This window comes from Komagataeibacter sp. FXV3, from assembly GCF_015155755.1.
Lineage (GTDB): Bacteria > Pseudomonadota > Alphaproteobacteria > Acetobacterales > Acetobacteraceae > Komagataeibacter.
In genome coordinates, this window is the sequence record NZ_VWPI01000133.1 from 25,141 (window position 1) to 47,825 (window position 22,685).

19 protein-coding genes, 1 tRNA gene and 1 other RNA gene are annotated in these 22,685 nt (G+C 63.4%); 15 read left to right on the top strand and 6 right to left on the bottom strand.

All coding sequences use genetic code 11. From position 1 onward, the window contains the following. Positions 1 to 8: 8 nt before the first annotated feature. From F1542_RS12260 to F1542_RS12275, 4 genes are all read left to right on the top strand, one after another. Positions 9 to 1,793, top strand: a complete 1,785-nt coding sequence (locus F1542_RS12260; RefSeq protein WP_193733290.1) for a tetratricopeptide repeat protein — start codon at positions 9 to 11, stop codon at positions 1,791 to 1,793. Then, complete coding sequence (locus F1542_RS12265; protein ID WP_227672709.1) at positions 1,771 to 4,734, top strand: glycosyltransferase; 2,964 nt, start codon at positions 1,771 to 1,773, stop codon at positions 4,732 to 4,734. Before F1542_RS12260 ends, F1542_RS12265 begins: the two co-directional genes overlap by 23 nt. Positions 4,735 to 4,820: 86 nt before the next feature. Beyond that, positions 4,821 to 5,915, top strand: a complete 1,095-nt coding sequence (locus tag F1542_RS12270) for a hypothetical protein (protein ID WP_193733291.1) — start codon at positions 4,821 to 4,823, stop codon at positions 5,913 to 5,915. A gap of 91 nt (positions 5,916 to 6,006) precedes the next feature. Next, complete coding sequence (locus F1542_RS12275; RefSeq protein ID WP_193733292.1) at positions 6,007 to 7,263, top strand: glycosyltransferase; 1,257 nt, start codon at positions 6,007 to 6,009, stop codon at positions 7,261 to 7,263. A gap of 39 nt (positions 7,264 to 7,302) precedes the next feature. Here F1542_RS12275 and ppa read toward each other — a convergent pair whose 3' ends face one another. Further along, the gene (ppa, locus tag F1542_RS12280; RefSeq protein WP_010508257.1) at positions 7,303 to 7,830 is read right to left on the bottom strand and encodes an inorganic diphosphatase; all 528 of its coding nucleotides are present in this window, start codon (positions 7,828 to 7,830) and stop codon (positions 7,303 to 7,305) included. Positions 7,831 to 8,092: 262 nt separating this feature from the next. On the opposite strand from ppa, the gene F1542_RS12285 reads away from it, so the two are divergent. From F1542_RS12285 to F1542_RS12295, 3 genes are all read left to right on the top strand, one after another. Next, positions 8,093 to 8,166 (top strand) — tRNA-Ile (locus F1542_RS12285). Between the two features lie 99 nt (positions 8,167 to 8,265). Next, a complete protein-coding gene (gene ettA / locus F1542_RS12290; RefSeq protein WP_193733293.1) occupies positions 8,266 to 9,945 on the top strand; it encodes an energy-dependent translational throttle protein EttA in 1,680 nt (559 codons plus the stop codon). 62 nt (positions 9,946 to 10,007) lie between these two features. Next, on the top strand, positions 10,008 to 10,550 hold the full coding sequence (locus tag F1542_RS12295) for a GNAT family N-acetyltransferase (RefSeq protein WP_193733316.1): 543 nt from the start codon (positions 10,008 to 10,010) through the stop codon (positions 10,548 to 10,550). Positions 10,551 to 11,537: 987 nt separating this feature from the next. Here the strand turns inward: F1542_RS12295 and F1542_RS12300 are convergent. The 3 genes from F1542_RS12300 to thyX form a co-directional block, all read right to left on the bottom strand. Further along, positions 11,538 to 12,155 carry a phospholipid-binding protein MlaC gene (locus F1542_RS12300; protein ID WP_010508261.1) on the bottom strand — a complete coding sequence of 206 codons (618 nt, stop codon included), beginning with the start codon at positions 12,153 to 12,155 and terminating at the stop codon, positions 11,538 to 11,540. A gap of 13 nt (positions 12,156 to 12,168) precedes the next feature. Further along, a complete protein-coding gene (locus F1542_RS12305; RefSeq protein ID WP_010508262.1) occupies positions 12,169 to 12,906 on the bottom strand; it encodes a VacJ family lipoprotein in 738 nt (245 codons plus the stop codon). A 415-nt stretch (positions 12,907 to 13,321) separates the two neighbouring features. Then, a complete protein-coding gene (gene thyX / locus F1542_RS12310; RefSeq protein ID WP_193733294.1) occupies positions 13,322 to 14,272 on the bottom strand; it encodes an FAD-dependent thymidylate synthase in 951 nt (316 codons plus the stop codon). Between the two features lie 357 nt (positions 14,273 to 14,629). Between thyX and ssrA the strand changes: the two genes are divergently transcribed. From ssrA to F1542_RS12330, 4 genes are all read left to right on the top strand, one after another. Next, positions 14,630 to 14,954: a transfer-messenger RNA gene (gene ssrA, locus F1542_RS12315) on the top strand. Positions 14,955 to 15,148: 194 nt separating this feature from the next. Further along, entirely contained in the window at positions 15,149 to 15,739 is a 591-nt protein-coding gene (locus F1542_RS12320) for an SspB family protein (protein WP_193733295.1), read from the top strand. Between the two features lie 101 nt (positions 15,740 to 15,840). Then, positions 15,841 to 17,493, top strand: coding sequence for a fumarate hydratase (locus F1542_RS12325; protein WP_019090804.1), 1,653 nt, complete (start codon positions 15,841 to 15,843; stop codon positions 17,491 to 17,493). Positions 17,494 to 17,560: 67 nt separating this feature from the next. Next, positions 17,561 to 17,953 carry a VOC family protein gene (locus tag F1542_RS12330; RefSeq protein ID WP_193733296.1) on the top strand — a complete coding sequence of 131 codons (393 nt, stop codon included), beginning with the start codon at positions 17,561 to 17,563 and terminating at the stop codon, positions 17,951 to 17,953. 131 nt (positions 17,954 to 18,084) lie between these two features. Here the strand turns inward: F1542_RS12330 and F1542_RS12335 are convergent, their stop codons facing one another. Both F1542_RS12335 and F1542_RS12340 read right to left on the bottom strand, forming a co-directional pair. After that, positions 18,085 to 18,579: a kinase inhibitor gene (locus tag F1542_RS12335; protein WP_193733297.1), complete on the bottom strand. Its 495-nt coding sequence runs from the start codon at positions 18,577 to 18,579 to the stop codon at positions 18,085 to 18,087. A gap of 68 nt (positions 18,580 to 18,647) precedes the next feature. Further along, a complete protein-coding gene (locus tag F1542_RS12340) occupies positions 18,648 to 18,875 on the bottom strand; it encodes a hypothetical protein (RefSeq protein WP_010508270.1) in 228 nt (75 codons plus the stop codon). A 201-nt stretch (positions 18,876 to 19,076) separates the two neighbouring features. On the opposite strand from F1542_RS12340, the gene queA reads away from it, so the two are divergent. Genes queA through F1542_RS12360 form a run of 4 tightly spaced genes read left to right on the top strand, consistent with a single transcriptional unit; the run spans position 19,077 to position 22,670 of the window. After that, a complete protein-coding gene (queA, locus tag F1542_RS12345; protein ID WP_193733298.1) occupies positions 19,077 to 20,135 on the top strand; it encodes a tRNA preQ1(34) S-adenosylmethionine ribosyltransferase-isomerase QueA in 1,059 nt (352 codons plus the stop codon). Continuing rightward, a complete protein-coding gene (gene tgt, locus F1542_RS12350; protein WP_193733299.1) occupies positions 20,132 to 21,292 on the top strand; it encodes a tRNA guanosine(34) transglycosylase Tgt in 1,161 nt (386 codons plus the stop codon). Before queA ends, tgt begins: the two co-directional genes overlap by 4 nt. Continuing rightward, positions 21,292 to 22,368, top strand: coding sequence for a tRNA epoxyqueuosine(34) reductase QueG (queG, locus tag F1542_RS12355; RefSeq protein WP_193733300.1), 1,077 nt, complete (start codon positions 21,292 to 21,294; stop codon positions 22,366 to 22,368). Before tgt ends, queG begins: the two co-directional genes overlap by 1 nt. Further along, a complete protein-coding gene (locus F1542_RS12360) occupies positions 22,365 to 22,670 on the top strand; it encodes a ribbon-helix-helix domain-containing protein (protein ID WP_193733301.1) in 306 nt (101 codons plus the stop codon). The genes queG and F1542_RS12360 overlap by 4 nt, the downstream gene beginning before the upstream one ends. Positions 22,671 to 22,685 lie beyond the last annotated feature (15 nt).

Genomic DNA, 22,685 nt, shown 5'->3' on the forward strand with positions numbered 1-22,685 from the left:
GGGCGGCGTTGGTGCGCAGGTTTCTGTCCGGGCTGCTGGGGGGGATCACGCCCGCGGCCCGTTTCCGCCATGCGTGTCGCCTGCTGGAACACGAAGGCCGTTCGGCGCAGGGGTTCGCCCTGCTGGGACGCCTTGCGCGCGGCGGCATGGTGGCGGCGCAGTATCAGGTGGCGCGTGCCTATCTGGATGGCCATGGCGTTCCGCGCAGTCCGGTCGAAGGCGTGCGCTGGATGCACATGGCAGCGCGCGCCGGGCATGTGGAGGCCTGCTTTTCCCTGGCCCTGATGCTGCTGGTTGACCCGCCGGGCCATGGTGGGGATCACAAAGGGGCCGATGGCCTGCTGCCCATGGCATGGCCCGAGGGCATTGACCGGTGGCCCGACCCGGAAGCCGCAACCGCCTGGGCGCAACAGGCCGCGGAAGGGGACCTGCCTGATGCGCAGGCCCTGTACGGTTACCTGCTGGCGACCGGCCCGCAATCCGTACGCGACCCGCAGGCCGCGCGGATTTGGTGCGAACGCGCGGCAAGCGCCGGTTGCCCGCAGGGTGACCTTGGGCTGGCGGTCACCCATTTTATGGCGTCGGACCAAACGCCGGGCAGCGACCCGGATGCCGTGGCGGCCCTGATTCGCGCGGCGGATAGCGGGTTGCCGACCGCGCAGTACATGCTGGGCCTGCTGCATGACCGGGGCTGGGGCCTGCCGCGCGATATGGCGCGGGCCGAACAATGGTATGCCCGCGCCGCAGCACAGGGCGTGCGCCCGGCACAGGCGCGTTATGGCGCATTGCTGCTGAAGGATGGGGACGGCAGGCCACGCAACGCCATGACGGCGGAAACATGGTTGCGCCGGGCGGCCCTTGCCGGTGACCGGGAGGCCGCGGCCCTGCTGGGGGATCTGCATGTGCATGGGGAGGCGGCCTTTCCCGGCGATCATGAAGCCATGATGTGGTACCGCCGCGCGGCGGAACAGGATCATGCGGTGGCGTGCCGTATGCTGGCGCTGCTGTACAGGCACGGGCGTGGGGTCGCCGCTGATCCCGATCAGGCCCGTCACTGGCTGGAACGCGCGGCTGAACTGGGTGATGTCGCGGCCATGACGGACCTTGCCGCATCGCTGGTGGCGCAGGGAGAAGAAACGTGTTCCGCCCCGGATGCGCGCCTGCCCGATTTCATGCCCGCGGCGCGGACGGGCGATCCGGTTGCGGCCTTCAACCTTGCGGTCTGCCTGCATGACGGGGTCGGCGGTATGGCGGATCCGGTGCAGGCCGCGGCATGGATGGAACGCGCGGCCCGCGCGGGTGTGGTCAATGCCGAATACTGGTACGGGCGCATGCTGCTGAAGGGGGACGGGGTGGCGGCGGATGCGGTCCAGGCCCGTCACTGGCTGGAACGCGCCGCCGGACACGGGCTGGCCGAGGCCTGTGTGGCAGCCGCGCAGTTACGGCTGGATGGGCGTGGCGGCCCGCGTGACCATGCGGGCGCATTGGCGCTGTATCATCGCGCGGCACGGATGGGCCGGGTTGAAGCCATGTTCTCCCTCGGCGCGATGTATGGCGGTGGCCATGACCTGCCGCCGGACAGGGCGCAGGCGCTGCACTGGTTTACGCAGGGTGCTGACGGGGGCAATGCCCTGTCGCAGTTCATGCTGGGCCGGTACCTGGCAAAGGGTCTGGCGGGTCCCGTGGACCGTGCGCGTGCCCGCTACTGGCTGGAACAGGCGGCGGCAGGCGGCGTGCGGGCGGCACGCGATGAACTGGATCACATGACCCATGCGGATGAACATGCCCCATAGTGAATCAGGCGGGGTGGCGGGACCGGGTGCGGATGTCGTGGGGGGCATGCGGCATGCACGCCATCTGGCCGAACAGGGGCTGCATGGGCTGGCGCTGGCATGGATGGAACGCGCGGCGCGGCTGGCCCCGACGGACCGGGGCGTGCTGTACGCGCTGGCGGCCGCCCGGCTGGGCGCGGGGGACGGGGTTGGCGCGGCCCGCGCGGTTGAAACGGTTATGGCGGGGGGCGAATTCCGCGCGGGACTGCGCCTGCAGATACTGGCGCAGTGCATGGCCCGCGTCTGGCCGATGGCGGCCCGGCTGCTGGGACGCTTTTTCACCTGCTATGGCTTTGACCCGGCCCTGCGCATTCCGGCGGGACTGGTATGTCGCCATATGGCGTTGCGCGGCTGGTGTGCGCTGGACCCCGATGGCGTGCTGCACTGGGGCGGTCTGCCGGAAGGGTACGCGCCGGAGGTGATGCTGGACGGGCAGGGGTGGACGCCCCGGCAGCATGACGGGCAGTGCGTGATGCTGCCCCGGTACTGGCGGCAGGCCCATGATATCGTGGTGCGCCATGATGGCGCGCCCCTGCTTGGCGCACGGCCGGACCGGGCGGCGCTGCTGCATGTGACCGGCGCGGTAATGGCCGATGGGCAGGGCCTGACAGGCTGGGCTTTCATGCCCGCGCAACCCGATCAACCGCCCGGACTGTCCGTATCCGATGATGCGCATGGCAGGCGTTCCCCCGTCCTGTCGCGGCAATGGGGGACCGGATGGGACGACATCGCGGGGCCGGGCGTGCCGGTATGGGGTTTTGGCATGGCGTGGGCCGATCTCGCGCCACAGGGCATGGTGCATGTGGCCCTGCCTGATGGGCGGCAGTTGACCGGCGCCCCGCTGCCGGTGTGCCTGCCCCGTGCGCGGCAGGTGTTCCCCACCATGCGGCGGCGGGTGCGCATTCCCGCCCATACGCCCCGGCGCGCGGCGCGTTGCCGGGTAGTGATCCCGGTTTATGCCGACCGGGTGCGTACGCTGGCCTGTCTGGATAGCGTGTTCGACTCGCTGGCGCGGCGATCGGATGGCACGGCTACGGAAATCATGGTGGTGGATGATGCGACACCGGATCCGGCGCTGGCGCTGGCGCTGGATAATCTGGCGGGGGCAGGGCGGATCCGCCTGCGACGGCATGACGCCAACCTGGGGTATCCGGCGGCGGTCAATACCGCGCTATCCGATGCGGATGGCATGGATGTCGTGCTGCTGAACAGCGACACGCTGCTGGCCCCCGGCTGGCTGGATGAAATGCTGCGTGTGGCTTATGCACGGGTTGATACGGGTACGGTTTCGCCCCTGTCCAATGATGCCTCCATCCTGACATGGCCCGAGCCGGACCCGCAGGTGCCCCGATCCTGCGATATGGAAGACATCCGCCACCTCATGGCCGCCAGCCTGCGGGCCAATGGGGGGCAGGATGTGGAAATCCCCACCGCGCACGGCTTCTGCATGCTGATCCGCCATGACTGCCTGCGCCAGACGGGCCTGTTCCGTCCCGAACTGTATGGCCGGGGATATGGGGAGGAAAATGATTTTTCCATGCGCGCCCGGCTGGCGGGCTGGCGGCACCGGGCGGCGGTGGGCGTGTTCGTGGGGCATGTGGGCGGTGTGTCGTTTGGAGCGCAGCGCCGGGCGCTGCAGCAGCGCAACCTGTGGATACTGAACCGGCTGTTCCCCGGTTATGATGCATTGGTGCAGGCGCATGTCGCGGCGGACCCTTTGGCTGCGGCACGCCAGCACCTGTCGCTGCAGGTGTGGCATCGTTCTGCGTGCGGGGCAGGGGATGGGGGCGCGGTCCTGCTTGTGACCCATGCCGGGACAGGGGGCGTGGCCCACGTGGTGGCCCATCGCGCGCGGCAGTGGGCGGCGGCTGGCTGTCGTGCGCTGGTTCTGGAACCGGCGCCGGATGGGTTCACGCTGCGTGATGGCCAGCCGGATGCGACGTGTCCGGTATTGCATTTTAAATGGCCGGAACAGGGGGATGCGCTGGTGGCGTTGCTGCGTGTGCTCGGCCTGCGTCTGGTCGAGGTACATCACCATCTGGGTCACGGCATGCGGGTGCGCGATCTATGTGCGCGGCTGGGCGTGCCCTATGACCGGCATGTGCATGATTATGCGGGTATCTGTCCGCGCATTACGCTGGTGGGGCCTGCCGGGCGGTACTGTGGGGAACCCGATGTGACGGGCTGCCGGACCTGTGTCCACACGCTGGGTTCGCTGGTGGGTGAGGAGGATGTAGACCGTCTGCGCCGCAGTACCACGCGTGAACTGGCCGGGGCGCGGCGGGTGATCGTGCCATCGGCGGATGTGGCACGCAGGCTGGCGCGTTACGTCCCGGGTGTCTCCTGTGAAACATCAGCGCTGGAAAATGACAGTCCCGCCCTGTCCCTGCGCCAGTTTGCCGCGACCTGTGCGGACCGGCCCGCATCCGGCCTGCCGCCGCGAAATGACCGGTGCCGGGTTGTTGTGGCGGGGGGCATCGGGCCGGACAAGGGGTGTGGGATCATGCTGGCGGCGGCACGCGATGCGCGTGCGCGCGACCTGCCGCTGGAATTCATCGTGGTGGGACATACATCCGATGATGCGGCCCTGCTGGAAACAGGCCGGGTGTTTATTACCGGACGGTACGCGGCGGCGGAAGCGGTGTCCCTGCTGCGCGGGGCGGCGGCGGATGTGGGGTTCGTGCCCTCCGTCTGTCCCGAGACATGGTGCTTCACCCTGACCCAGCTCTGGCGTGCCGGGCTGCGCTGCGTGGCGTTTGACCTTGGCGCGGTCGCAGCCCGCATCCATGCGACGGGGCGGGGGGCATGTGTGCCGCTGGGGCTGCCCGTTCACCAATTGAATACGTTTTTGCTGTCTTATGCCCGGGCCGGGCATCCCGCCACGGCCAGAGTTCATTCATGATTTGAGCGAAAGAGGCCCGTCTTGATCGTTATTGCCCCAGTCCATGTGTGTGCGGTGTTGTGCCTTTTTGTGGCGGGATGCCGGTAATGGAGGCTACGCGCCCCGCCGCGCAGGTGGGTGACATGCAGGCCAGCGCGCAGCTTATGCGGCTGGAGGCTGGCACGTACTGCATTTTCCACGCTTCAGCCCCCGCGGGCGCGGGATTTGGCCCGCTGTCCGGCATGCGCGTGACCACGCCACCCGGCATGGACGGGGTAAAGGTCAGCACGTTTGCCGCGGCTGGCTGGATGGGTGCGCAGGGTGGGGCTGCCCTTGTACGCATGCCTGACGGGGGCGGTGCGGTGCTGGTCACCACCTATCGTGACCCGGTGCATGACGGGGCAGCCCTGCCGGGGTTGCAGGTGGTCAGGCTGTCCGGCCCGCCAGTGCCAGACGCTGCGGTGCCCGCCCCGTCACCAGCGGTGGAGGCGGCCGGGAAAATCGGTGCTGGCAGCATGATCGCCCATATTCAGGGCCGGGGTGACATCAGCGCCCCGCTCGGGATGTGGATGGGCCAGGGCGGCAGCGGGCAGTGGCTGGAAGGGTTCGCCATCCAGCCTGCTTCCGGTCTTGGTGCGGATGACGTGGAATATCAGGCCATTCTGGGCGAGGACTGGTTTTCCCCATGGGTGGGGGGTGGCGACTATTGCGGCAGCCGGGGCATGGCGCTGCCTCTGCTGGGCCTGCGGGTCCGGCTGAAGGGGGACGCTGCGCGGCGGTTCACGTGCCATATCGAGGCCTGCTTTACCGATGGTACCCGTCTTGGCCCGCTGGCGGATGTGTCAGTCATGGCGCCCTCGCACGCCCCGCTGGAAGCCTTCCGGGTTGACATCCAGCCCCGGCAGGCGGTCCCGTCGCCATCCATGCCCCATGATGGCGGGGCGGAGAATGCATCGCAGGCGACCGTGCCCCGTGACGAAACCACGCCCGATCCTGTCCCCCGGGTGCGGCGGGGCAGGCGTGCCGTGCCCGCGCGCGTGTCCACGCACCAGCCCGAGGCACCTGAAAACAGATCTGGCCAGCCCGTGCCATGGTGGCACCGCAGGGCCGAAAGGAACGCTACGCCGTCCGCATCCACCGCCGTGCCGCGCGACCGGCGTCGCAAGGCGGGACGGCGGTCACGCACCATGGCGGAGCCGTGAGCATTTACGACCTGCCAGCATGGCGCGCCCATCCGGCCTGCCCGGTTTGGAAACAGCCGGTATGCAGGGGAAAAAACCGGAGCGACGGGACATGAAATACCTGTTCGTGCACCAGAATTTCCCGGCCCAGTTCGTGCATCTGCTGCGTGACCTGCGGACGCGGGGCGGCAATGAAATCGTTTTCATAAGTGAAACGGGACAGGGCCATATGCCCGGCGTGCGGCGGGTGTCCTATCGCCTGCCACCGCCCGCGCGGGTGGCGGCCCCGGCCCCGGTGGCCGAACTGGCCCGCGCCATGCAGCGCGCGGCCGAGGTGGCCCGTGCGGCCCGTACCCTGCGGGGGCTGGGTTATGTACCCGATATCATCATCGGCCACCATGGCTGGGGCGAGATGCTGGAACTGGCTGATGTCTATCCCGATGTGCCGATGCTGGGATATTACGAATTCTTTTACCATCCCGCCGGGCTGGATGTGGGCTTTGATCCGGAATTTGCCCCCGCCGCTGGCGTCGCCCCCCTGGTCCGCGCACGTAATACCCTGAACCTGCTGGCCCTTGCCGGGTCAGGCTGGGGACATTCCCCCACCCGGTTCCAGCGCGATACCTATCCCGACTGGGCACGGTCGCGCATCACACTCCTGCCCGAAGGGGTGGATCTGGACCGGTGCACGCCCGATCCGCAGGCGGCTGCACAATCCTTTGTGCTGGGGGACATTCATGTGGCGCCGGGGGAAAAGCTGCTCACCTACGTTGCCCGTGACCTGGAACCCTATCGCGGGTTTCACGTCTTCATGCGCGCCCTGCCACATATCCTGCGTGCGCGCGGTGACGTGCGGGTGATCGTGGTTGGCGGCGATGGCGTCAGCTATGGCGGCCGCGCGCCGGATGGCCGGACATGGCGGCAGCACATGCTGGCGGAACTGGGCACCACGCTGGATACGGGACGCGTCCATTTTACGGGAAAGGTCGGCTATGACGATTTCTGCCGCCTGCTGCAGCGATCGGATGCACATGTCTACCTGACATACCCGTTCGTGGTGTCATGGTCGCTGCGTGAGGCAATGGCGTGTGGCTGCGCCATCGTGGGCAGCCGGACACCACCGGTCGAGGAATTCCTGAGTGATGGCAGGACGGCGCGGCTGGTGCCGTTCTATGAACCCCGGCGGATTGCCGAAGGCGTGCTGGAACTGCTGGAAGACAGGCGTCTGGCGCGCAGGCTGCGGGCCAATGTCCGCGCGCAGGCGGAACGTACGCTGGACATGCACGCCTATATGGCGCGCTATCATCGGCTGATCGGTCAGCTTGTGGAACGCGGGGCACGTACCGTGCCGACCGATGCCGTTGCGTGACCACCGGGCCGCATGGCCCGGCGGACAGCAGGGCGTGGCTTACTTGCCAGCCACGGCCTTGACGGATTCAAGGATCACTTCGCCTGCGACCTTCTTGTCTGCCCAGCCTGCGACCTTGACCCACTTGCCCTTTTCCAGGTCCTTGTAGCGGGTGAAGAAATGCTCGATTTCCTTCAGCACGATCTCGGGCAGGTCTTCCAGCTTCTCCACCTTGGAGTAGTAGGGATGCACCTTGTCATGCGGCACGCAGATGATCTTTTCATCCTGCCCGCTTTCGTCTTCCATGCGCAGCACGCCAATGGGGCGCGCGCGCACCACCACACCCGGCACCACGGCTGCGGGCATCAGCACCAGCGCATCGGTCGGGTCGCCATCGGCGGCCAGGGTGTTGGGGATGAAGCCATAGGCTGCGGGATAGACCATGGGCGTGAACAGGATGCGGTCCACCACCAGCGCGCCGCTGTCCTTGTCGATCTCGTACTTGACGCCTGAACCCTGCGGGATCTCGATTACGACGTTGATGTCGTTGGGTACGTCCTTGCCGGGGGAAATCTTCGATACGTCCATTGCTGTTCAGGCCTCCTGCTGCCTGTATGTGCGTTAAGGGCCGCCCCAGGGTGTTGCGGCATGAATTAACGGGGGATGACGGTATATCTCCCACCGTTTCCTGTGCAAGTCATGTTCCGTGGCAGGATGCCCGGCCATGAGCCAGATCATGAAGTTGTTTTTTTTATGGCGACGTTGCCATCGGAATGGAAAAAATTACGCGGAAAAAGGCGCGTGGATCTTGCCAAATCCCTCCACATGCGCGAGATCAGGGGCTGCCTGCGCGCCCGTAGCTCAATTGGTTAGAGCGGGCCGCTCATAACGGCTTGGTTGCGGGTTCAAGTCCTGCCGGGCGCAGGCTTTTTAGCATGCAGCACAGCGGTCATGGCTCCGTGCCAGTCCGGCCGTGCGGGTGACTTGCCATTTTTTCTTTCAGTTTATCAGGAGCCGACCGTCATGGCCGCCACGCAATATGTCTATGTGATGAAGGATCTGACCAAGGCGTATCCGGGTGGGCGTGAGGTCTTCAAGGGGATTACCCTGTCCTTCCTGCCTGGCGTCAAGATCGGCGTGCTGGGGGTCAACGGTGCCGGTAAGTCCACGCTGCTCAAGATCATGGCGGGCGTGGAAAAGGAATTCGGCGGCGAGGCATGGGCGGCCGAGGGCGCACGCGTGGGCTATCTGGAGCAGGAACCCAAGCTGGATGAAAGCCTGACGGTTGGCGAAAACGTCGCCCTGGGCTTTGGTGAACTGAAAAAGGCCGTGGACCGCTTCAACGAGATTTCGATGAAGTTTGCCGAACCCATGTCCGATGACGAAATGAACACCCTGCTGGCCGAACAGGCCGAACTGCAGGAAGTGATCGACGCGGGCGATGGCTGGGAACTGGATCGCAAGCTGGAAATCGCACTGGAAGCCCTGCGCTGCCCGCCCGCCGACAGCCCCGTGGACAAGCTGTCCGGTGGTGAGCGCCGCCGCGTGGCGCTGTGCCGCCTGCTGCTGGAAAAGCCCGACCTGCTGCTGCTTGATGAACCGACCAACCACCTTGATGCGGAAAGCGTGTCGTGGCTGGAAAAGACGCTGCGTGATTACGAAGGCACCGTGATGGTCATTACCCATGACCGTTACTTCCTTGATAACGTCACCAACTGGATTCTCGAACTCGAGCGTGGCCGTGGCTATCCGTTCGAAGGCAACTACTCCTCCTGGCTGGAACAGAAGCGCAAGCGCCTGGCGCAGGAAGAGAAGGAAGAAAGTGCCCGCCAGCGCGCCCTTGCCGCCGAACAGGAATGGATCGGCTCCTCGCCCAAGGCCCGTCAGGCCAAGAGCAAGTCGCGTATCGCGCGTTATGAGGAAATGCTGGCCCAGAATAACGAGAAGGGTGGCGGCGTCGCCGACATCATCATCCCGCCCGGGCCGCGCCTTGGCGGCACGGTGATCGAGGCGGAGGACCTGCGCAAGGGCTTTGGCAACCGCCTGCTGATCGATGACCTCAGCTTCAAGCTGCCGCCCGGTGGCATCGTGGGCGTGATCGGGCCGAACGGCGCGGGCAAGTCCACCCTGTTCAAGATGATCATGGGGCAGGAAACGCCCGATGGCGGGTCGCTTACCATCGGTGAGACCGTGAAGCTGGGTTACGTGGACCAGTCGCGCTTCAGCCTTGATGACAACAAGACCGTGTGGGAGGAGATCTCCGGCGGGACGGATGTCATCTATCTGGGCAAGCGGGCGGTGCCGTCGCGTGCCTATGTCGGGGCCTTCAACTTCAAGGGACCGGACCAGCAGAAGAAGGTGGGTGTCCTGTCGGGTGGTGAGCGTAACCGTGTCCACCTGGCCAAGATGCTGCGGCAGGAAAGCAATGTCATCCTGCTCGATGAGCCGACCAACGACCTTGATGTTGATACCCTGCGCGCGCTGGAGGAGGCTCTGGCCGAATTCGCGGGTTGTGCGGTCATCATCAGCCATGACCGCTGGTTCCTTGACCGTCTGGCGACCCATATCCTCGCCTTTGAGGGGGACAGCCACGTCGAGTGGTTCGAGGGCAACTTCCAGGCGTATGAGGAAGACAAGCGGCGTCGCCTCGGCCCGGATGCGACCGAGCCGAGCCGCATCAAGTATCGCCCCATCGAACGCTGATTCCATTTGCCATAGGCAACATTATCTGCCTTCAATACTGGTAGGTGCACGCACCTGCCACGATGGAGGCAGTCATGGGATGTCGATACCACATACAGACCGGCCACCTGCAGCTTGACCCGGTCTCCTGGACCGATCTGGAAGATGTGGTCCGGCTCAAGGCCAGCGCCGGTGTAACAGGGCGTCTGGCCGGTGGCGTGTGCAGCCGTGTCCTGAGTGAACAGGACATGATGACCGACCTCATGACATGGGGGCGCGAAGGCGTGGGGATGTTTACCGTGCGCCAGCAGGACTGTTTTATCGGCCTTGCAGGGGTCCAGCCTTCCATCACCACGCCGGATTGCCATGAACTGCAGTTCGCCATCCTGCCCCATGCACGCGATACGGTTCTGTCACGACAGGCCGCCAGCATGGCGCTGGCCTTTGCGCATCAGGCCGGGGTCAGTCACATCATTTCCTATGTCCGTGAAAATGATATTGTCGCCCGGCAGGTTTTTGGCGGGGCAGGCATGAGCCTGTGTAGCGACCAGCCGGAAAACTGTGGACCGGATATCCTGCTATACTACAGCCTGCGTAGCGCGCCGACCGGGCATAGCATGCATTAGGGATCGGTCAGTGCCCGATCCAGCCTGCTGTGGGAGCGATGTGTAAGACAACGAAGAAGGACAGGGCTGTATTTGGTCAACGCCGTTACCGACAGGATCGGCGATTATCGCGGCGTGACCTTTGTGGTCGGTTCCAGCGCACCTGTGGGTGAGGACATGGCCGTGTCCACCGTCATCAACCGCCCCGGTCAGCAAGGCACGGACATTCGGTGGATCATCTCAGCACCAGCCCGAAGGTCGTGCAGGCAAAGGTCCTTTTGTCAAAAACGTATAAAATGAAATTATCAACACTCTCTTCCGATGAGAGAAGTGTACTGGAAAAAATCTGGAACCATCCTGCGCATATGCTGGTGATGTAAATGCAGGTGGAACAGGTCAAGATCCGGAAATTTCTGGATGTTTCACTCAGAAAATAATTAAAAGAAGATTACAATTAGCCAGAACTAAAAAACAGAAGTAATTCCTCAAAACCGTTATTAATAGATATGAATGTAATGGTAATATATTAGAGAATAAAATTATATTTTATCATTTAATTGAATAATATGATGTGCAAAATTCATTACCTTCCAATAATTTACGATAGTTTAAGAAATAAAAGTTTCGCCAAAGCGCTATCTGAATTCCGATTTAATGATCAGGATTGGAGCCGCGCGATGATATCAACGGTAATTGTTGTGGAGTTTAATTAAAGTGAATATTGATAAATATTCATAATGTAAATAATAAAAACATAACAAATAATATTGAATATATTTAAATTTTTATCAAAGTCTGTTTAAAAAATAATACGCTGATAAAAACAAAAGTTTTTGGGCGCCGCCTTTTTTCAAAAAGGTGGCATTCATTGAAGTTTTTTGAAAAAAGCTTCACCAAAAACGTTCTTATGATTACAGGCGTTTCTTAAGACATGATTATAATAAAAAACCGGCATAAATGCCGGCTTTTTTATTGTTCTCCAACTCTGCATGGCAGAATTGGAAGGTTCTAGTGATGGTTGGCGATCTGCTTGTCCAGTGCATGCAGCAGGGCATCCACATTGCCGCCATTGCGTGCGATGAAAGAACCATAATCCTGCCGCTGGGTCAGGCGCAGGCTTGCCCCTTCGCCCACCACGTCCACGACCTTCGGGCTGCCACTGGTGGTGCTGATGATCCACTGGGTGTCCGCGCCTGGCTGACCGGGGCGGTTGATGACGGTGGACACGGCCGTGTCCTCACCCGCGGGTGCGCTGGAACCGACCACGAAGGTCACGCCGCGATAATCACCGATCTTGTCGGTAATGGCGTTGACCAGCACCTGATGGAACAGCTTGATGTAGCGTGTCTGCTGTTCCGGTGTGGCGGTGCGCCAGTAGCGGCCAAGGCAGTAGCGGCCGATGGCGTCCACATCCACATACTGTTCCAGAAGGGGCAGGATGTCCTGCTTCTTCTTTTCCAGCGAGATATCGCTGTTGACCACGCCAACCAGCTTGTTGCCGAACATGGTGACGAAGGAACGGGCCTGCGCGCCGGCATCAACCGCCCATGCTGAAGCAACAGGCATGGCGGCGGCGGTCGCTGCCAGCAGAGCCAGTGCATGGCGACGGGGGATGGATGTCTGCATCGCTGTGTCCCTTTTATCTGTTGTGGTACCAATCCGGCACGGTGGCCCGATGGTCATTCTTTATGTTTTCCGCCATTGCCTTGCGCTGCTGCTGGTAGGCACTGCGGATGGTGGCGTAGGGATCAAGCGAATCCTTCATGACCTGGTCCAGCGCGTCGACGTTGGTTGCCATGCCGTTGATGGTGCCCATGATGTTATAGGCCCAGTTGAAGGTCAGCAGCCCGTAGCCGCGGGGCACGTAGTTCCACGGTGACAGGCCAACGTCGATGCCATAGCCAACCCCGTCACGGAACGAGGACGGACCCAGCACCGGCAGGAACAGGTAGGGGCCCGATGGCACGCCCCACGTCGCCAGCGTCAGGCCGGCGTCGTTGTCGTGGTGCTTGTAGCCGGCGTAATTGGCCACGTCGATCAGCCCGCCAATGCCGACCGTCATGTTGATGCACCACCGCACGAAGGCGTCACCCGCGCGGCGTGGCTTGCCCGCGCCCACGTCGTTAAAGAACACGACCGGTTCGTTCATGGTCTGGTACAGGCCACCGATCGAATTGCGCAGCGGGCGCGGCACGGCCCAGATATAGGCCTTTGCCACCGGGCGCAGGGTGTATTTGTTGGCCCACATGGTCAGGTCGAAATTCTTGCGGTTCAGCTTTTCGTACTTGTCGTTGGCTTCCTTGTATTCAGCCAGCGCGTCCGGGTCCTTGGGCGGCGGGGTTGCGCATGAGGCAAGCCCGATCAGCCCAAGTGCCATCCCGGCCACGCGAAGCGACGGGCGACGCGGGGACGGGCGGGACGACCAAGAATTCGATCCTGTCTCTGCGCGCATACTCGTTTCCGCTTCCCTCTGTATTCGCTTGCCCGCCATGCTGGCATGGCGGGATGGCCCAATGCGTTTGCAAGAATCCCGAACCGGGCAATGACACCCCATTCTTGCGTCACTCTCTAGCATGGGATCGCTGTTGTGCAATCCGCTTGCCACAGGATGAAGGCATATTGTGGCTGCCCTGCATGGGGAACATGGGGCAAAGCCTGCCGTGAAGCGACCTTGGAACGGGAATGGCTGGCAGAATTGCCGCGCTGAGTGTGACGTAAAATCCACAATGCCTTCAACGCCATGATATTGGCGCAGTAGCATGACATCACGTTTATTTGAAAATATCGTGCCCTCAGCGTGCAAGCTTCGACGCGATTTCGGGGAACAGTTCCGCCAGTTCCCGGATCTCGCGCTTTGACAGGCCGGCCTGCGCCGGATCAACGGGCTGACCGCCCATGGCCGCGCGCAGCACCTTCAGCGCCGGACCGGACAGCAGGACCGCGTCACGCATGTAATCGGTAAAGGCTTCGTAGGTCAGCGGCGCCCATTTCTGCACGATCTGCAGGATGGCGTCAGCATAGGCACGGATTTCGTACTGTGCGTGGCTGTCCGCGCGCAGGCGCAGGAAGTGCAGCAGGTTCCACAGGTTAATCTGCCAGTAGAACTGGGTCATGATGTTGACCGGCAGGTTCATGCGCGCAAGTTCCCGCGCGATGGCCGGACGGTCCGGGTCGCGCCTTTCGCCGTTTTCGTCCTCGTTGAGCAGGTCGAGGTAATGGTCATAGCAGCGCGATGCGTCATCACGCAGGATATCAAGGACCTGCTGCGCCTGTTCGGGGGGCAGGGCATCGGCGCGGCCCTGCTTGTTGTTCGTGGACTGGGCGGCGATGTCTTCGGGGCGGGGGAAATAGAATTCCTTTTCCAGCACCGAATAGCGGGCCGAATATTCGTTGATGCTGGCGGTGCGGTGGCGGAACCACTGGCGGGTTACGAAAATGGGTGCGCGCACATGCAGCTTGAGCACGGCCAGCTCAAACGGGCTGGTGTGCCGGTGACGCATGAGGTAGCGGATCAGCCCCCGGTCATCGGACGTGCTGCGCGTGCCCTTGCCGTAGGATACGCGCGCGCCCTGCACGATGCCGCTATCGCCGCCCATGTAGTCCACCGCGCGGATGAAACCGGTTTCCAGCACGGGAATGGGGGAATACAGCACATCTTCCACCGCGGGGACGACCAGGCGGCGCGTCTGCGCCCATCCGGCGCGGGCTGCCTCGATTGCCGATTTCTGCTCACTGGAAAACATGTGTCGCCCCGTCCCGTCTGTCTTGCTTGATCATACCAAAGGACGCGGGCCATACCATATGGGCCATGTCATATCCAAGACGATAACCCGTATCGATAGCCCGCATGGCCTGCGCCGGTCGTGTGGCTGTGGCCTGTCTTTGCGGCGGCATGATGGCGCGCGCTCGGGCGGAAACGCCCGTGTTTTCCATGGAAAATTGGGGCCTGTCCCCATTTGTCGCTACCGGCAGCGGGCACATCGGACAGGCCGGGTGTTCACCCCTGCCAGAAGCGACTGACCTGTTGGCATATGCAAAAAAAATCCGCCCGGGTGCCAGCGGTGGGGATTGCGCCCCGCATGTCTTCACCGGGCGTGTGTCCCCTTGCCAGATGCACGGCCAATCCCTATATGCGGAAGTGCCGGAGGGGCTTGCCCCTTGGCTATGGCGATAAACGGCGCGTGGAATAAGTGTTGTGGACCCGGGGGCGGTACCCGGCGTCTCCACCAATTTCCCCAGATCTTGGGGAACATGGGGACGAAACAGGCTCGACACGCATGGTAAAGACCCGCCTTTTGCCCGGCATTGTACCACCGTTATCGGGCTAAATTACAAGTGCCAATGATAACTCTGAGGTGCTCGCTGTCGCTGCATAAGCGATAAGCGCGGTTCGGGAGGGCACCGGGCAACAGAAGCCCTCCCACCTTGTCTCCTGTTCATGTTAGGTTGATGGCGCGGTATCCGCTTCGTGAAGGGATGCCCGACCCCAGTGGCTTGCCACGCCATGAAGTTTGACGCACAGCTTGAAGCTGTGGCACGGCGTGGCCTGAACCCGCATGTCTGCAAAAATCCGGTCCGGCGGGGAAACCGTCCGGGCGGATGTACGGAGAAGTCCGATAATGTCCGATGATCATGACGAGGAAAACGGTTTTGACACCGCCATTCCCGACAGCCTCATGCCCTATGATTCCTGGATCGAGGATGCCTACCGGCAGGTCATGCTGCGCGCGCTCGAATATGCGGCGGCGCAGGGACTGCCGGGTGATCATCATTTCTACCTGACATTCAGGACCGACTGGCCGGGTGTTGAAATGCCCGACCGCCTGCGCGCCCAGTATCCGCATGAAATCACCATCGTCCTTCAGCACCAGTTCTGGGACCTGAAGGTGGACCGCACGCACCAGATCATATCGGTCGGGCTGTCATTCGGGGGGATTCCCTCCACGCTGGTGATTCCGGTCGCGGCCGTATCCGCCTTTGCCGATCCGCATATCCGTCTTGCCCTGCGCTTTACCGTACCCGAACAGCCGCCCGTGACTGCTGCCGCCACACCCAACGTGGTGCCGGTGCAGGCCGCCACGGCGGACACGGCGCAGCCCACCCCCGCCGCCGATACGGCAGCGGATGGCGCGGATGCGGACAAGGGCGAAGGTTCGCAGGTTGTCAGTCTCGCCGCCTTCCGCAAGAAGGGACCCGCGGGACCGGGCTGAGCCACATCTTCCATCCGGGCGCGCCGGATGCGCCGGGCGCGCCCTGAACCTGAACGCCGCCACCCGGAACCAATCCGGGGGAAAAGGCAGGAGACCGTCCGTTGAATGTATCCGCACCCACGCGCAAGCCATTTGTCTATGGCCCGCTGTTTCCGCTGCATGATGATGACACACCGTGGAAGAAACTGGAGATCGAGGGGATTACCACCTCGGTCCTTGGTGGCCGCACGGTGGTCCATGTCCGTCCCGAAGCCCTGACGGCGCTGGCCGCCCGCGCCTTCAACGACGTGGCGCACCTGCTGCGCCCCGGCCATCTGGCGCAGCTTGCCAAGATCCTGAAGGACCCCGAGGCGTCTGAAAACGACCGCTTCGTGGCGCTGGACCTGCTCAAGAACGCCTGTATTGCAGCCGGTGGCGTGCTGCCCATGTGCCAGGATACCGGCACCGCCATCGTGTATGGCAAGAAGGGCCAGCGCGTGTGGGTGGATGGCAATGAGGAGGAAGCCTTCTCACGCGGGGTGTACGACACCTATACCGGCACCTCGCTGCGGTATTCGCAGATGGCGCCGGTGTCGATGTTCGAGGAAGTGAACACCGGCACCAACCTGCCGGTGCAGTTCCATATCTCGGCCACACCCGGTGATTACCATGCCGAACAGATGGACCTCATGTTCATCGCCAAGGGCGGCGGGTCGGCCAACAAGACCTTCCTGTTCCAGGAAACCCGCGCCCTGCTGTCCAGCAAGGAACACCTGCTGAAATGGCTTGATGGCAAGATCCGCACGCTGGGTACCTCCGCCTGCCCGCCGTACCACCTTGCCGTGGTGATTGGCGGCATGTCGGCCGAACAGAACCTTGAAACCGTCAAGCTGGCCTCCACCCGCTGGCTCGACAGCCTGCCGACCGAAGGCAGCGCGCATGGCCATGCCTTCCGTGATCTTGAGATGGAAGCGGAAATCCACAAGCTGACCCAGCGCCTGGGGATCGGCGCGCAGTTTGGCGGCAAGTATTTCTGCCATGATGTACGCGTCGTGCGCCTGCCGCGCCATGGCGCGTCCCTGCCGGTGGGAATCGGGGTGTCATGCTCGGCTGACCGTCAGGTCAAGGCGCGGATCACCGCTGATGGCGTCTTTCTGGAACAGCTTGAGACCGATCCCGCCCGCTTCCTGCCTGAAACCACGGATGACGATCTGGATGGGGAGGCGGTGCAGATCGACCTGAACCAGCCGATGGACGAAATCCGCCGCAAGCTGTCGCAGTATCCCGTGCGCACCCGCCTGTCCCTGACCGGCACGATGGTGGTGGCGCGTGACATTGCGCACGCCAAATTCCGCGAACGGCTGGAAAAGGGTGAGGGCCTGCCGCAGTACCTCAAGGACCATCCCGTCTATTACGCTGGCCCCGCCAAGACGCCCGAAGGCATGCCCACGGGTTCCTTCGGTCCCACCACGGCTGGCCGCATGGACAGCTACGTGGCCATGCTGCAGAAGGCGGGCGGGTCGTATGTCATGCTGGCCAAGGGTAACCGTTCCAAGGCCGTGCGCGATGCGTGCAAGGAATATGGCGGCTTCTACCTTGGATCCGTCGGTGGCCCCGCGGCCCGTCTGGCGCAGGACTGCATCCGCAAGGTCGAGGTGCTGGAATACCCCGAACTGGGCATGGAAGCGGTCTGGAAGATCGAGGTCGAGAATTTTCCGGCCTTTATCGTGATCGACGACAAGGGTAATGATTTTTATGATGGCCTGACCGGCTGAACGTGACCGCATGGCGATCCGTCCGGCCTGTCCGTCAGGCCGGACAACCGGAGGGTTAGGGAGCGCCATGCGTTTTACCGTCGATCGTCTTGACCACCTTGTGGTGAGTGTCCGTGACCTTGAGGTCTCGGCCTCGTGGTTCCAGCGCGTGCTGGGCATGGAGCGTGAGGAATACGGGCGCAACAACCGCACGGCGCTGAAATTCGGCGGCCAGAAAATCAACCTCCGTCCCTATGGGGCCGAAGGCTGGACCACGGCGGAAGATGCGCTGCCTGGTACCAATGATCTGTGTTTCACCACCGCGCTGAACAGTGTCGATATCATTGAACACCTTGAAAAATGCGGTGTCCGCGTGACCGAGGGGCCGGTGGCCCGCCTGGGCGCGCTGGGACCGGTGACATCGGTCTACTGTCATGACCCCGATGGCAACCTGATCGAGATCGCGTCCTATCAGGGGTAATATGTGGTAAAAGTTTTTGGTGAAGCTTTTTTCAAAAAGCTTCAGGGAACGCCGCCTTTTTGAAAAAAGGCGGCACCCAAAAACTTTTTATTTTTATCAACCGTTTATCGGGTCGATACGCTTGCGGGCCGTTATTTCGGCTGCTTGCCAAACACGGCGGTCAGTTTGGCGGAACCCAGGCTGTGCTGGTTGATGACAAAGCCCACCATGGCGCCCGATGCATCATTGGGCAGTTCGATCCGTTCGATATCCAGCGCATGGATGGTGAAAATGTAATGATGGTCCGGTCCCGGCGGGGGGGCTGCACCACCATAGACATTGCCGCCAAAATCGGTGCGCGTCATTTCAGCGGGTTCCGGCAGGTTGTTGTCACCCGATCCGGCGCCTGCAGGCAGGGATGATACCGTGGCGGGAATATTGATGACAACCCAGTGCCACCAGCCCGAACCCGTGGGCGCGTCGGGATCATACATGGTGATGGCGAAGCTTTTGGTGCCGGCGGGCGCGTCCTGCCATGCCAGCGGCGGCGAGATGTTGCCACCGGAATAGCCCATCCCGTCGAACACCTGCGCTGCGGGCAGGCGGTCGCCATCGTGAAAGGAACGGCTTGTCAGTGTAAAGGTCATGTCGGTTTCCTGCTTTCCGCGCGACAGGCCGCGCGGATAGGGGGCAACGTTGGCCGGTTGGGGGAAGATTACCAGTTCTGGCTGATCAGCCAGAATTCTTCCGAGGTCAGGGTGATGACCTGATCCCCGTTCTTGCTTTCGGCGGCGGCGCGGGCCAGGGCCTCGATGCGCTGGATCATCAGCGTCTTGCGCTGGTAGGTCTCGTTCCGGTCCTTTTCCTCGACCGATTCCAGCACCTGCAGGGCGGTGTAGCAGGCGCGGGTAATGCGGGCGGCGTCAAGCTGGGCATAGGACATGGGGCTGTGTCTCCTGTGTCTGTTCACTGGCCCGGCCGGGACCGGGTCCGGAAATTCCCATGCGGGAATCGCATCTTATTGTGGCTTCCCCGGCTGCGTCTGTCCAACATCGCCATGCATGGGGGCTATGGCTGCCCGCTTTGTTGCAATGGTGACAGTTCGGGCTGGCAAGTATGGTGCGGATTCCGTAAAGGGAGCCGCATGACGGATCTGGTTTCTGATTTCGACTTCACCCTCCCGCCACAGAATATCGCCGACCACCCGGCCCGCCCGCGTGACAGCGCGCGCCTGCTGGACGTGCCGGTGGATGGCCCGTTCACGGACCGCCATGTGCGTGACCTGCCGGGGTGCCTGCGCGCGGGCGACATCCTGGTGGCCAATGATACGGCGGTGATCCCGGCACAGCTGTCGGCCATGCGGGGGGATGCGAAGATCGGCATTACGCTGGACCGTATCCTGCCCGATGGCACATGGCACGTGCTGGCCCGCAATGCCCGCCGCCTGCATCCCGGTGATACGCTGACCTTTGGCGCGTCCCATGTCACGGCGCAGGTGATCGCGCGCGGCGAGGGGGGCGACGTGACCCTGCGCTTCAGCGCGGAAGGGGAGGCATTCGACCAGTTCCTGCATGATGTGGGCCATCTGGCGCTGCCACCCTATATCGCCCGGCCCGACGGCCCCACGGATGCGGACCGTAAGGATTACAGCACCATCTTCGCCCAGCACCGTGGTGCGGTGGCCGCGCCCACGGCGGGGTTGCATTTTACCCCTGGCCTGCTGGCGGGGCTGGATGCGGCGGGTGTTATCCGCCAGACGCTGACGCTGCATGTGGGCGCGGGCACGTTCCTGCCCATGCGCAGCGACCAGATTTCCGCCCACCGCATGCATGCCGAACGTGGCACGATTTCCCCCCATGCCGCAGCCCGCATCAACGCCGCCCGTGCGGCGGGCGGGCGGATCGTGGCGGTGGGCACGACATCGTTGCGGCTTCTGGAAAGCGCCACGGATGAAAACGGCATCGTTCATCCCTTCCATGGTGAGACATCGATCTTCATCCGTCCCGGCTACCGCTTCCGCGCAGTGGACATGCTGCTGACCAATTTTCACCTGCCGCGCTCGACGCTGTTCATGCTGGTCTGCGCCTTTGGTGGCTATCACCGCATGAAGGCGGCCTACGCCCATGCCATCGCCAGCGGCTACCGCTTCTATTCCTATGGCGACGCCTGCCTGCTGCACCGCACTGAAGGAGACCTGCCATGACCACATTCCGCTGGCGGCCCGAAGCCCGCGCGGGCCATGCCCGTGCCGGCTGGCTGGACACCGCCCATGGCAGCGTGCCGACCCCGACCTTCATGCCCGTTGGCACCGTTGGCACGGTCAAGGCCATGACGATGGACAGCGTGCGGTCCACGGGTGCGGGCATCGTGCTGGGCAATACCTATCACCTGATGCTGCGGCCCGGGGCGGAGCGGGTGCGCGCGCTGGGGGGGCTGCACCGGTTCATGGACTGGCCGGGGCCGATCCTGACCGATTCGGGCGGGTTCCAGGTCATGTCGCTGGGTCCGTTGCGCAAGCTGGATCAGGACGGGGTGACCTTCCGGTCGCATATTGACGGGTCAAGGCACCGGCTGACGCCCGAACGCTCGACCGATATCCAGTACGCGCTCGATGCCACCATCAGCATGTGCTTTGATGAATGTCCCGCGCTGCCTGCGGCCCCTGACGTGATCGCGAAATCCATGCGCATGTCCATGCGCTGGGCCGAACGCTGCCGCACGGCGTTTGTCCAGCGTCCCGGTTACGCGCAGTACGGCATCATCCAGGGCGGGACCGAGCCGGAACTGCGCGCCGAAAGCGTGAAGGCGCTGACGGGAATCGGGTTCGAAGGCTACGCCATTGGCGGCCTTGCGGTGGGGGAGGGGCAGGAACTGATGTTCTCCACCCTTGAATCCACCGTCCCGTTGATCCCCGATGCCAGCCCGCGTTACCTTATGGGCGTCGGCACGCCCGATGACCTGCTGGGTGCGGTGGAACGCGGCGTGGACATGTTCGACTGCGTCATGCCCACGCGGGCGGGGCGGACGGCGCGCGCCTATACCGAACGGGGCACGCTGAACCTGCGCAATGCCCGCCATGCCACCGATTCGCGGCCCATTTCGCCGCATTGCGACTGCCTGGCCTGTTCGCGCCACAGCCGCGCCTACCTGCATCACCTGTTCCGGGCGAATGAAATCCTCGGCCCGATGCTGCTGACATGGCATAACCTTGCCTATTACCAGCGGCTGATGCGCGGGATGCGGGCGGCGATTGTCGATGGCGCCTTCACCGCCCATGCCGACCACCTGCGCGCGCAGTGGGCGATGGATGACTGGAGTGGTGATGAAATGCCCTTTCCCGACATTCCCCCGGTAGCCTGATGGCCAGCGCACCGTCCGGCCCTGACCCTGTGCGGATGGCTGCGCGGATTGCAGGCCACGCGCGCGATCTGGGTTTTGACGCGGTGGGATTTGCGCCCGCCCGGCTGGATGATGCGGTGCGCGCCCGCCTGGCCATGTTCGTGGAAAACGGATTTGCGGGCAGCATGGGCTGGATGGCGCAGCGCATGGAACAGCGTGGCGACCCGCGTGGCCTCTGGCCCGAAGTGCGCAGCGTGATTGCCCTTGGCCTGAATTACACGCCCGAAGATGACGCACTGGCCACGACCCGCGTGCCCGATGCGGGCAATATTTCCGTCTATGCCCGCAATCGGGATTACCATGATGTGGTCAAGGGAATGCTCAAGCACCTTGCGCAGTTCGTGGTGAACGAGGGGCGGCGGCAGGGCATGGACGACACGCAGGTAAAGGTTTTTGTCGATACCGCCCCGGTTATGGAAAAACCGCTGGCACAGAACGCGGGCCTTGGCTGGCAGGGCAAGCACACCAGCCTTGTCTCGCGCCAGCATGGAAGCTGGCTGTTTCTGGGCGAGGTCTATACCACGCTGGACCTGCCGCAATCGGCCCCGTCGGGCGGGGGGTGCGGCAGTTGCACGCGCTGCCTCGTGGCATGTCCGACCGATGCGTTTCCTGCCCCCGGCGTAATGGATGCGCGACGGTGCATCTCGTACCTGACCATCGAAAACCGCGATCCGATTCCCGAGGGGCTGCGGCCCGCCATGGGCAACCGCATTTACGGGTGCGATGACTGTCTGGCCGTCTGTCCGTGGAACCGCTTTGCCGTGGCCACCAACCACATGAAGCTGGCCGCGCGGGATGATCTGCGCGCGCCCGCGCTGCGTGTGCTTGTGGCACTGGATGATGCAGGCTTTCGCGCGCGGTTTTCCGGCTCACCCATCAAGCGCATCGGACGCGGGCGTTTCGTGCGCAACGTGGCGGTGGCCATTGGCAATAGCGGGCAGCCCGCCCTGCGCCCCGGTGTCGCGGCGCTGTGCGATGATGCCGACCCCGTGGTGGCCGACGCCGCGCGCTGGGCCACGCTCAGGCTACCCCGATGACGGGGCCGGAGGCTACGGGCATGCCGCTGCCCGCGCAACGTGGCGCGCGCCTGCTGCGCAAACGCAGCATCAACCTGTCAGGTCACCGCACCAGCGTGGCGCTGGAGCCGGAGTTCTGGCACGCCCTGCACCTGATCGCGCAAAAGCGTGACCTGACCCTTGCGGGCCTGGTGGGACGCATTGATGCCGGCCGCCCGCCGGACCGCCCGCTGGCATCCGCATTGCGGGTAGAGGCATTGCGGGAATGGATGCCTGCATTGCCGGAAATCGCTGGTACGGACAGGGAAGATCAGTTGGGTTGACCGGACATCCGTGCT

Excerpts from the sequence above, each read along its gene's own strand:
- F1542_RS12295 (WP_193733316.1), top strand. The coding sequence starts at position 10,008 with ATGGAGGCAGTCATGGGATGTCGATACCACATACAGACCGGCCACCTG.
- F1542_RS12330 (WP_193733296.1), top strand. The coding sequence starts at position 17,561 with ATGCGTTTTACCGTCGATCGTCTTGACCACCTTGTGGTGAGTGTCCGT.
- queA (WP_193733298.1), top strand. The coding sequence starts at position 19,077 with ATGACGGATCTGGTTTCTGATTTCGACTTCACCCTCCCGCCACAGAAT.
- F1542_RS12275 (WP_193733292.1), top strand. The coding sequence starts at position 6,007 with ATGAAATACCTGTTCGTGCACCAGAATTTCCCGGCCCAGTTCGTGCAT.
- F1542_RS12340 (WP_010508270.1), bottom strand. The coding sequence starts at position 18,875 with ATGTCCTATGCCCAGCTTGACGCCGCCCGCATTACCCGCGCCTGCTAC.
- F1542_RS12320 (WP_193733295.1), top strand. The coding sequence starts at position 15,149 with ATGTCCGATGATCATGACGAGGAAAACGGTTTTGACACCGCCATTCCC.
- queG (WP_193733300.1), top strand. The coding sequence starts at position 21,292 with ATGGCCAGCGCACCGTCCGGCCCTGACCCTGTGCGGATGGCTGCGCGG.
- F1542_RS12360 (WP_193733301.1), top strand. The coding sequence starts at position 22,365 with ATGACGGGGCCGGAGGCTACGGGCATGCCGCTGCCCGCGCAACGTGGC.
- F1542_RS12265 (WP_227672709.1), top strand. The coding sequence starts at position 1,771 with ATGCGGATGAACATGCCCCATAGTGAATCAGGCGGGGTGGCGGGACCG.
- F1542_RS12335 (WP_193733297.1), bottom strand. The coding sequence starts at position 18,579 with ATGACCTTTACACTGACAAGCCGTTCCTTTCACGATGGCGACCGCCTG.
- F1542_RS12300 (WP_010508261.1), bottom strand. The coding sequence starts at position 12,155 with ATGCAGACATCCATCCCCCGTCGCCATGCACTGGCTCTGCTGGCAGCG.
- F1542_RS12270 (WP_193733291.1), top strand. The coding sequence starts at position 4,821 with ATGGAGGCTACGCGCCCCGCCGCGCAGGTGGGTGACATGCAGGCCAGC.
- ettA (WP_193733293.1), top strand. The coding sequence starts at position 8,266 with ATGGCCGCCACGCAATATGTCTATGTGATGAAGGATCTGACCAAGGCG.
- tgt (WP_193733299.1), top strand. The coding sequence starts at position 20,132 with ATGACCACATTCCGCTGGCGGCCCGAAGCCCGCGCGGGCCATGCCCGT.
- thyX (WP_193733294.1), bottom strand. The coding sequence starts at position 14,272 with ATGTTTTCCAGTGAGCAGAAATCGGCAATCGAGGCAGCCCGCGCCGGA.
- ppa (WP_010508257.1), bottom strand. The coding sequence starts at position 7,830 with ATGGACGTATCGAAGATTTCCCCCGGCAAGGACGTACCCAACGACATC.
- F1542_RS12305 (WP_010508262.1), bottom strand. The coding sequence starts at position 12,906 with ATGGCACTTGGGCTGATCGGGCTTGCCTCATGCGCAACCCCGCCGCCC.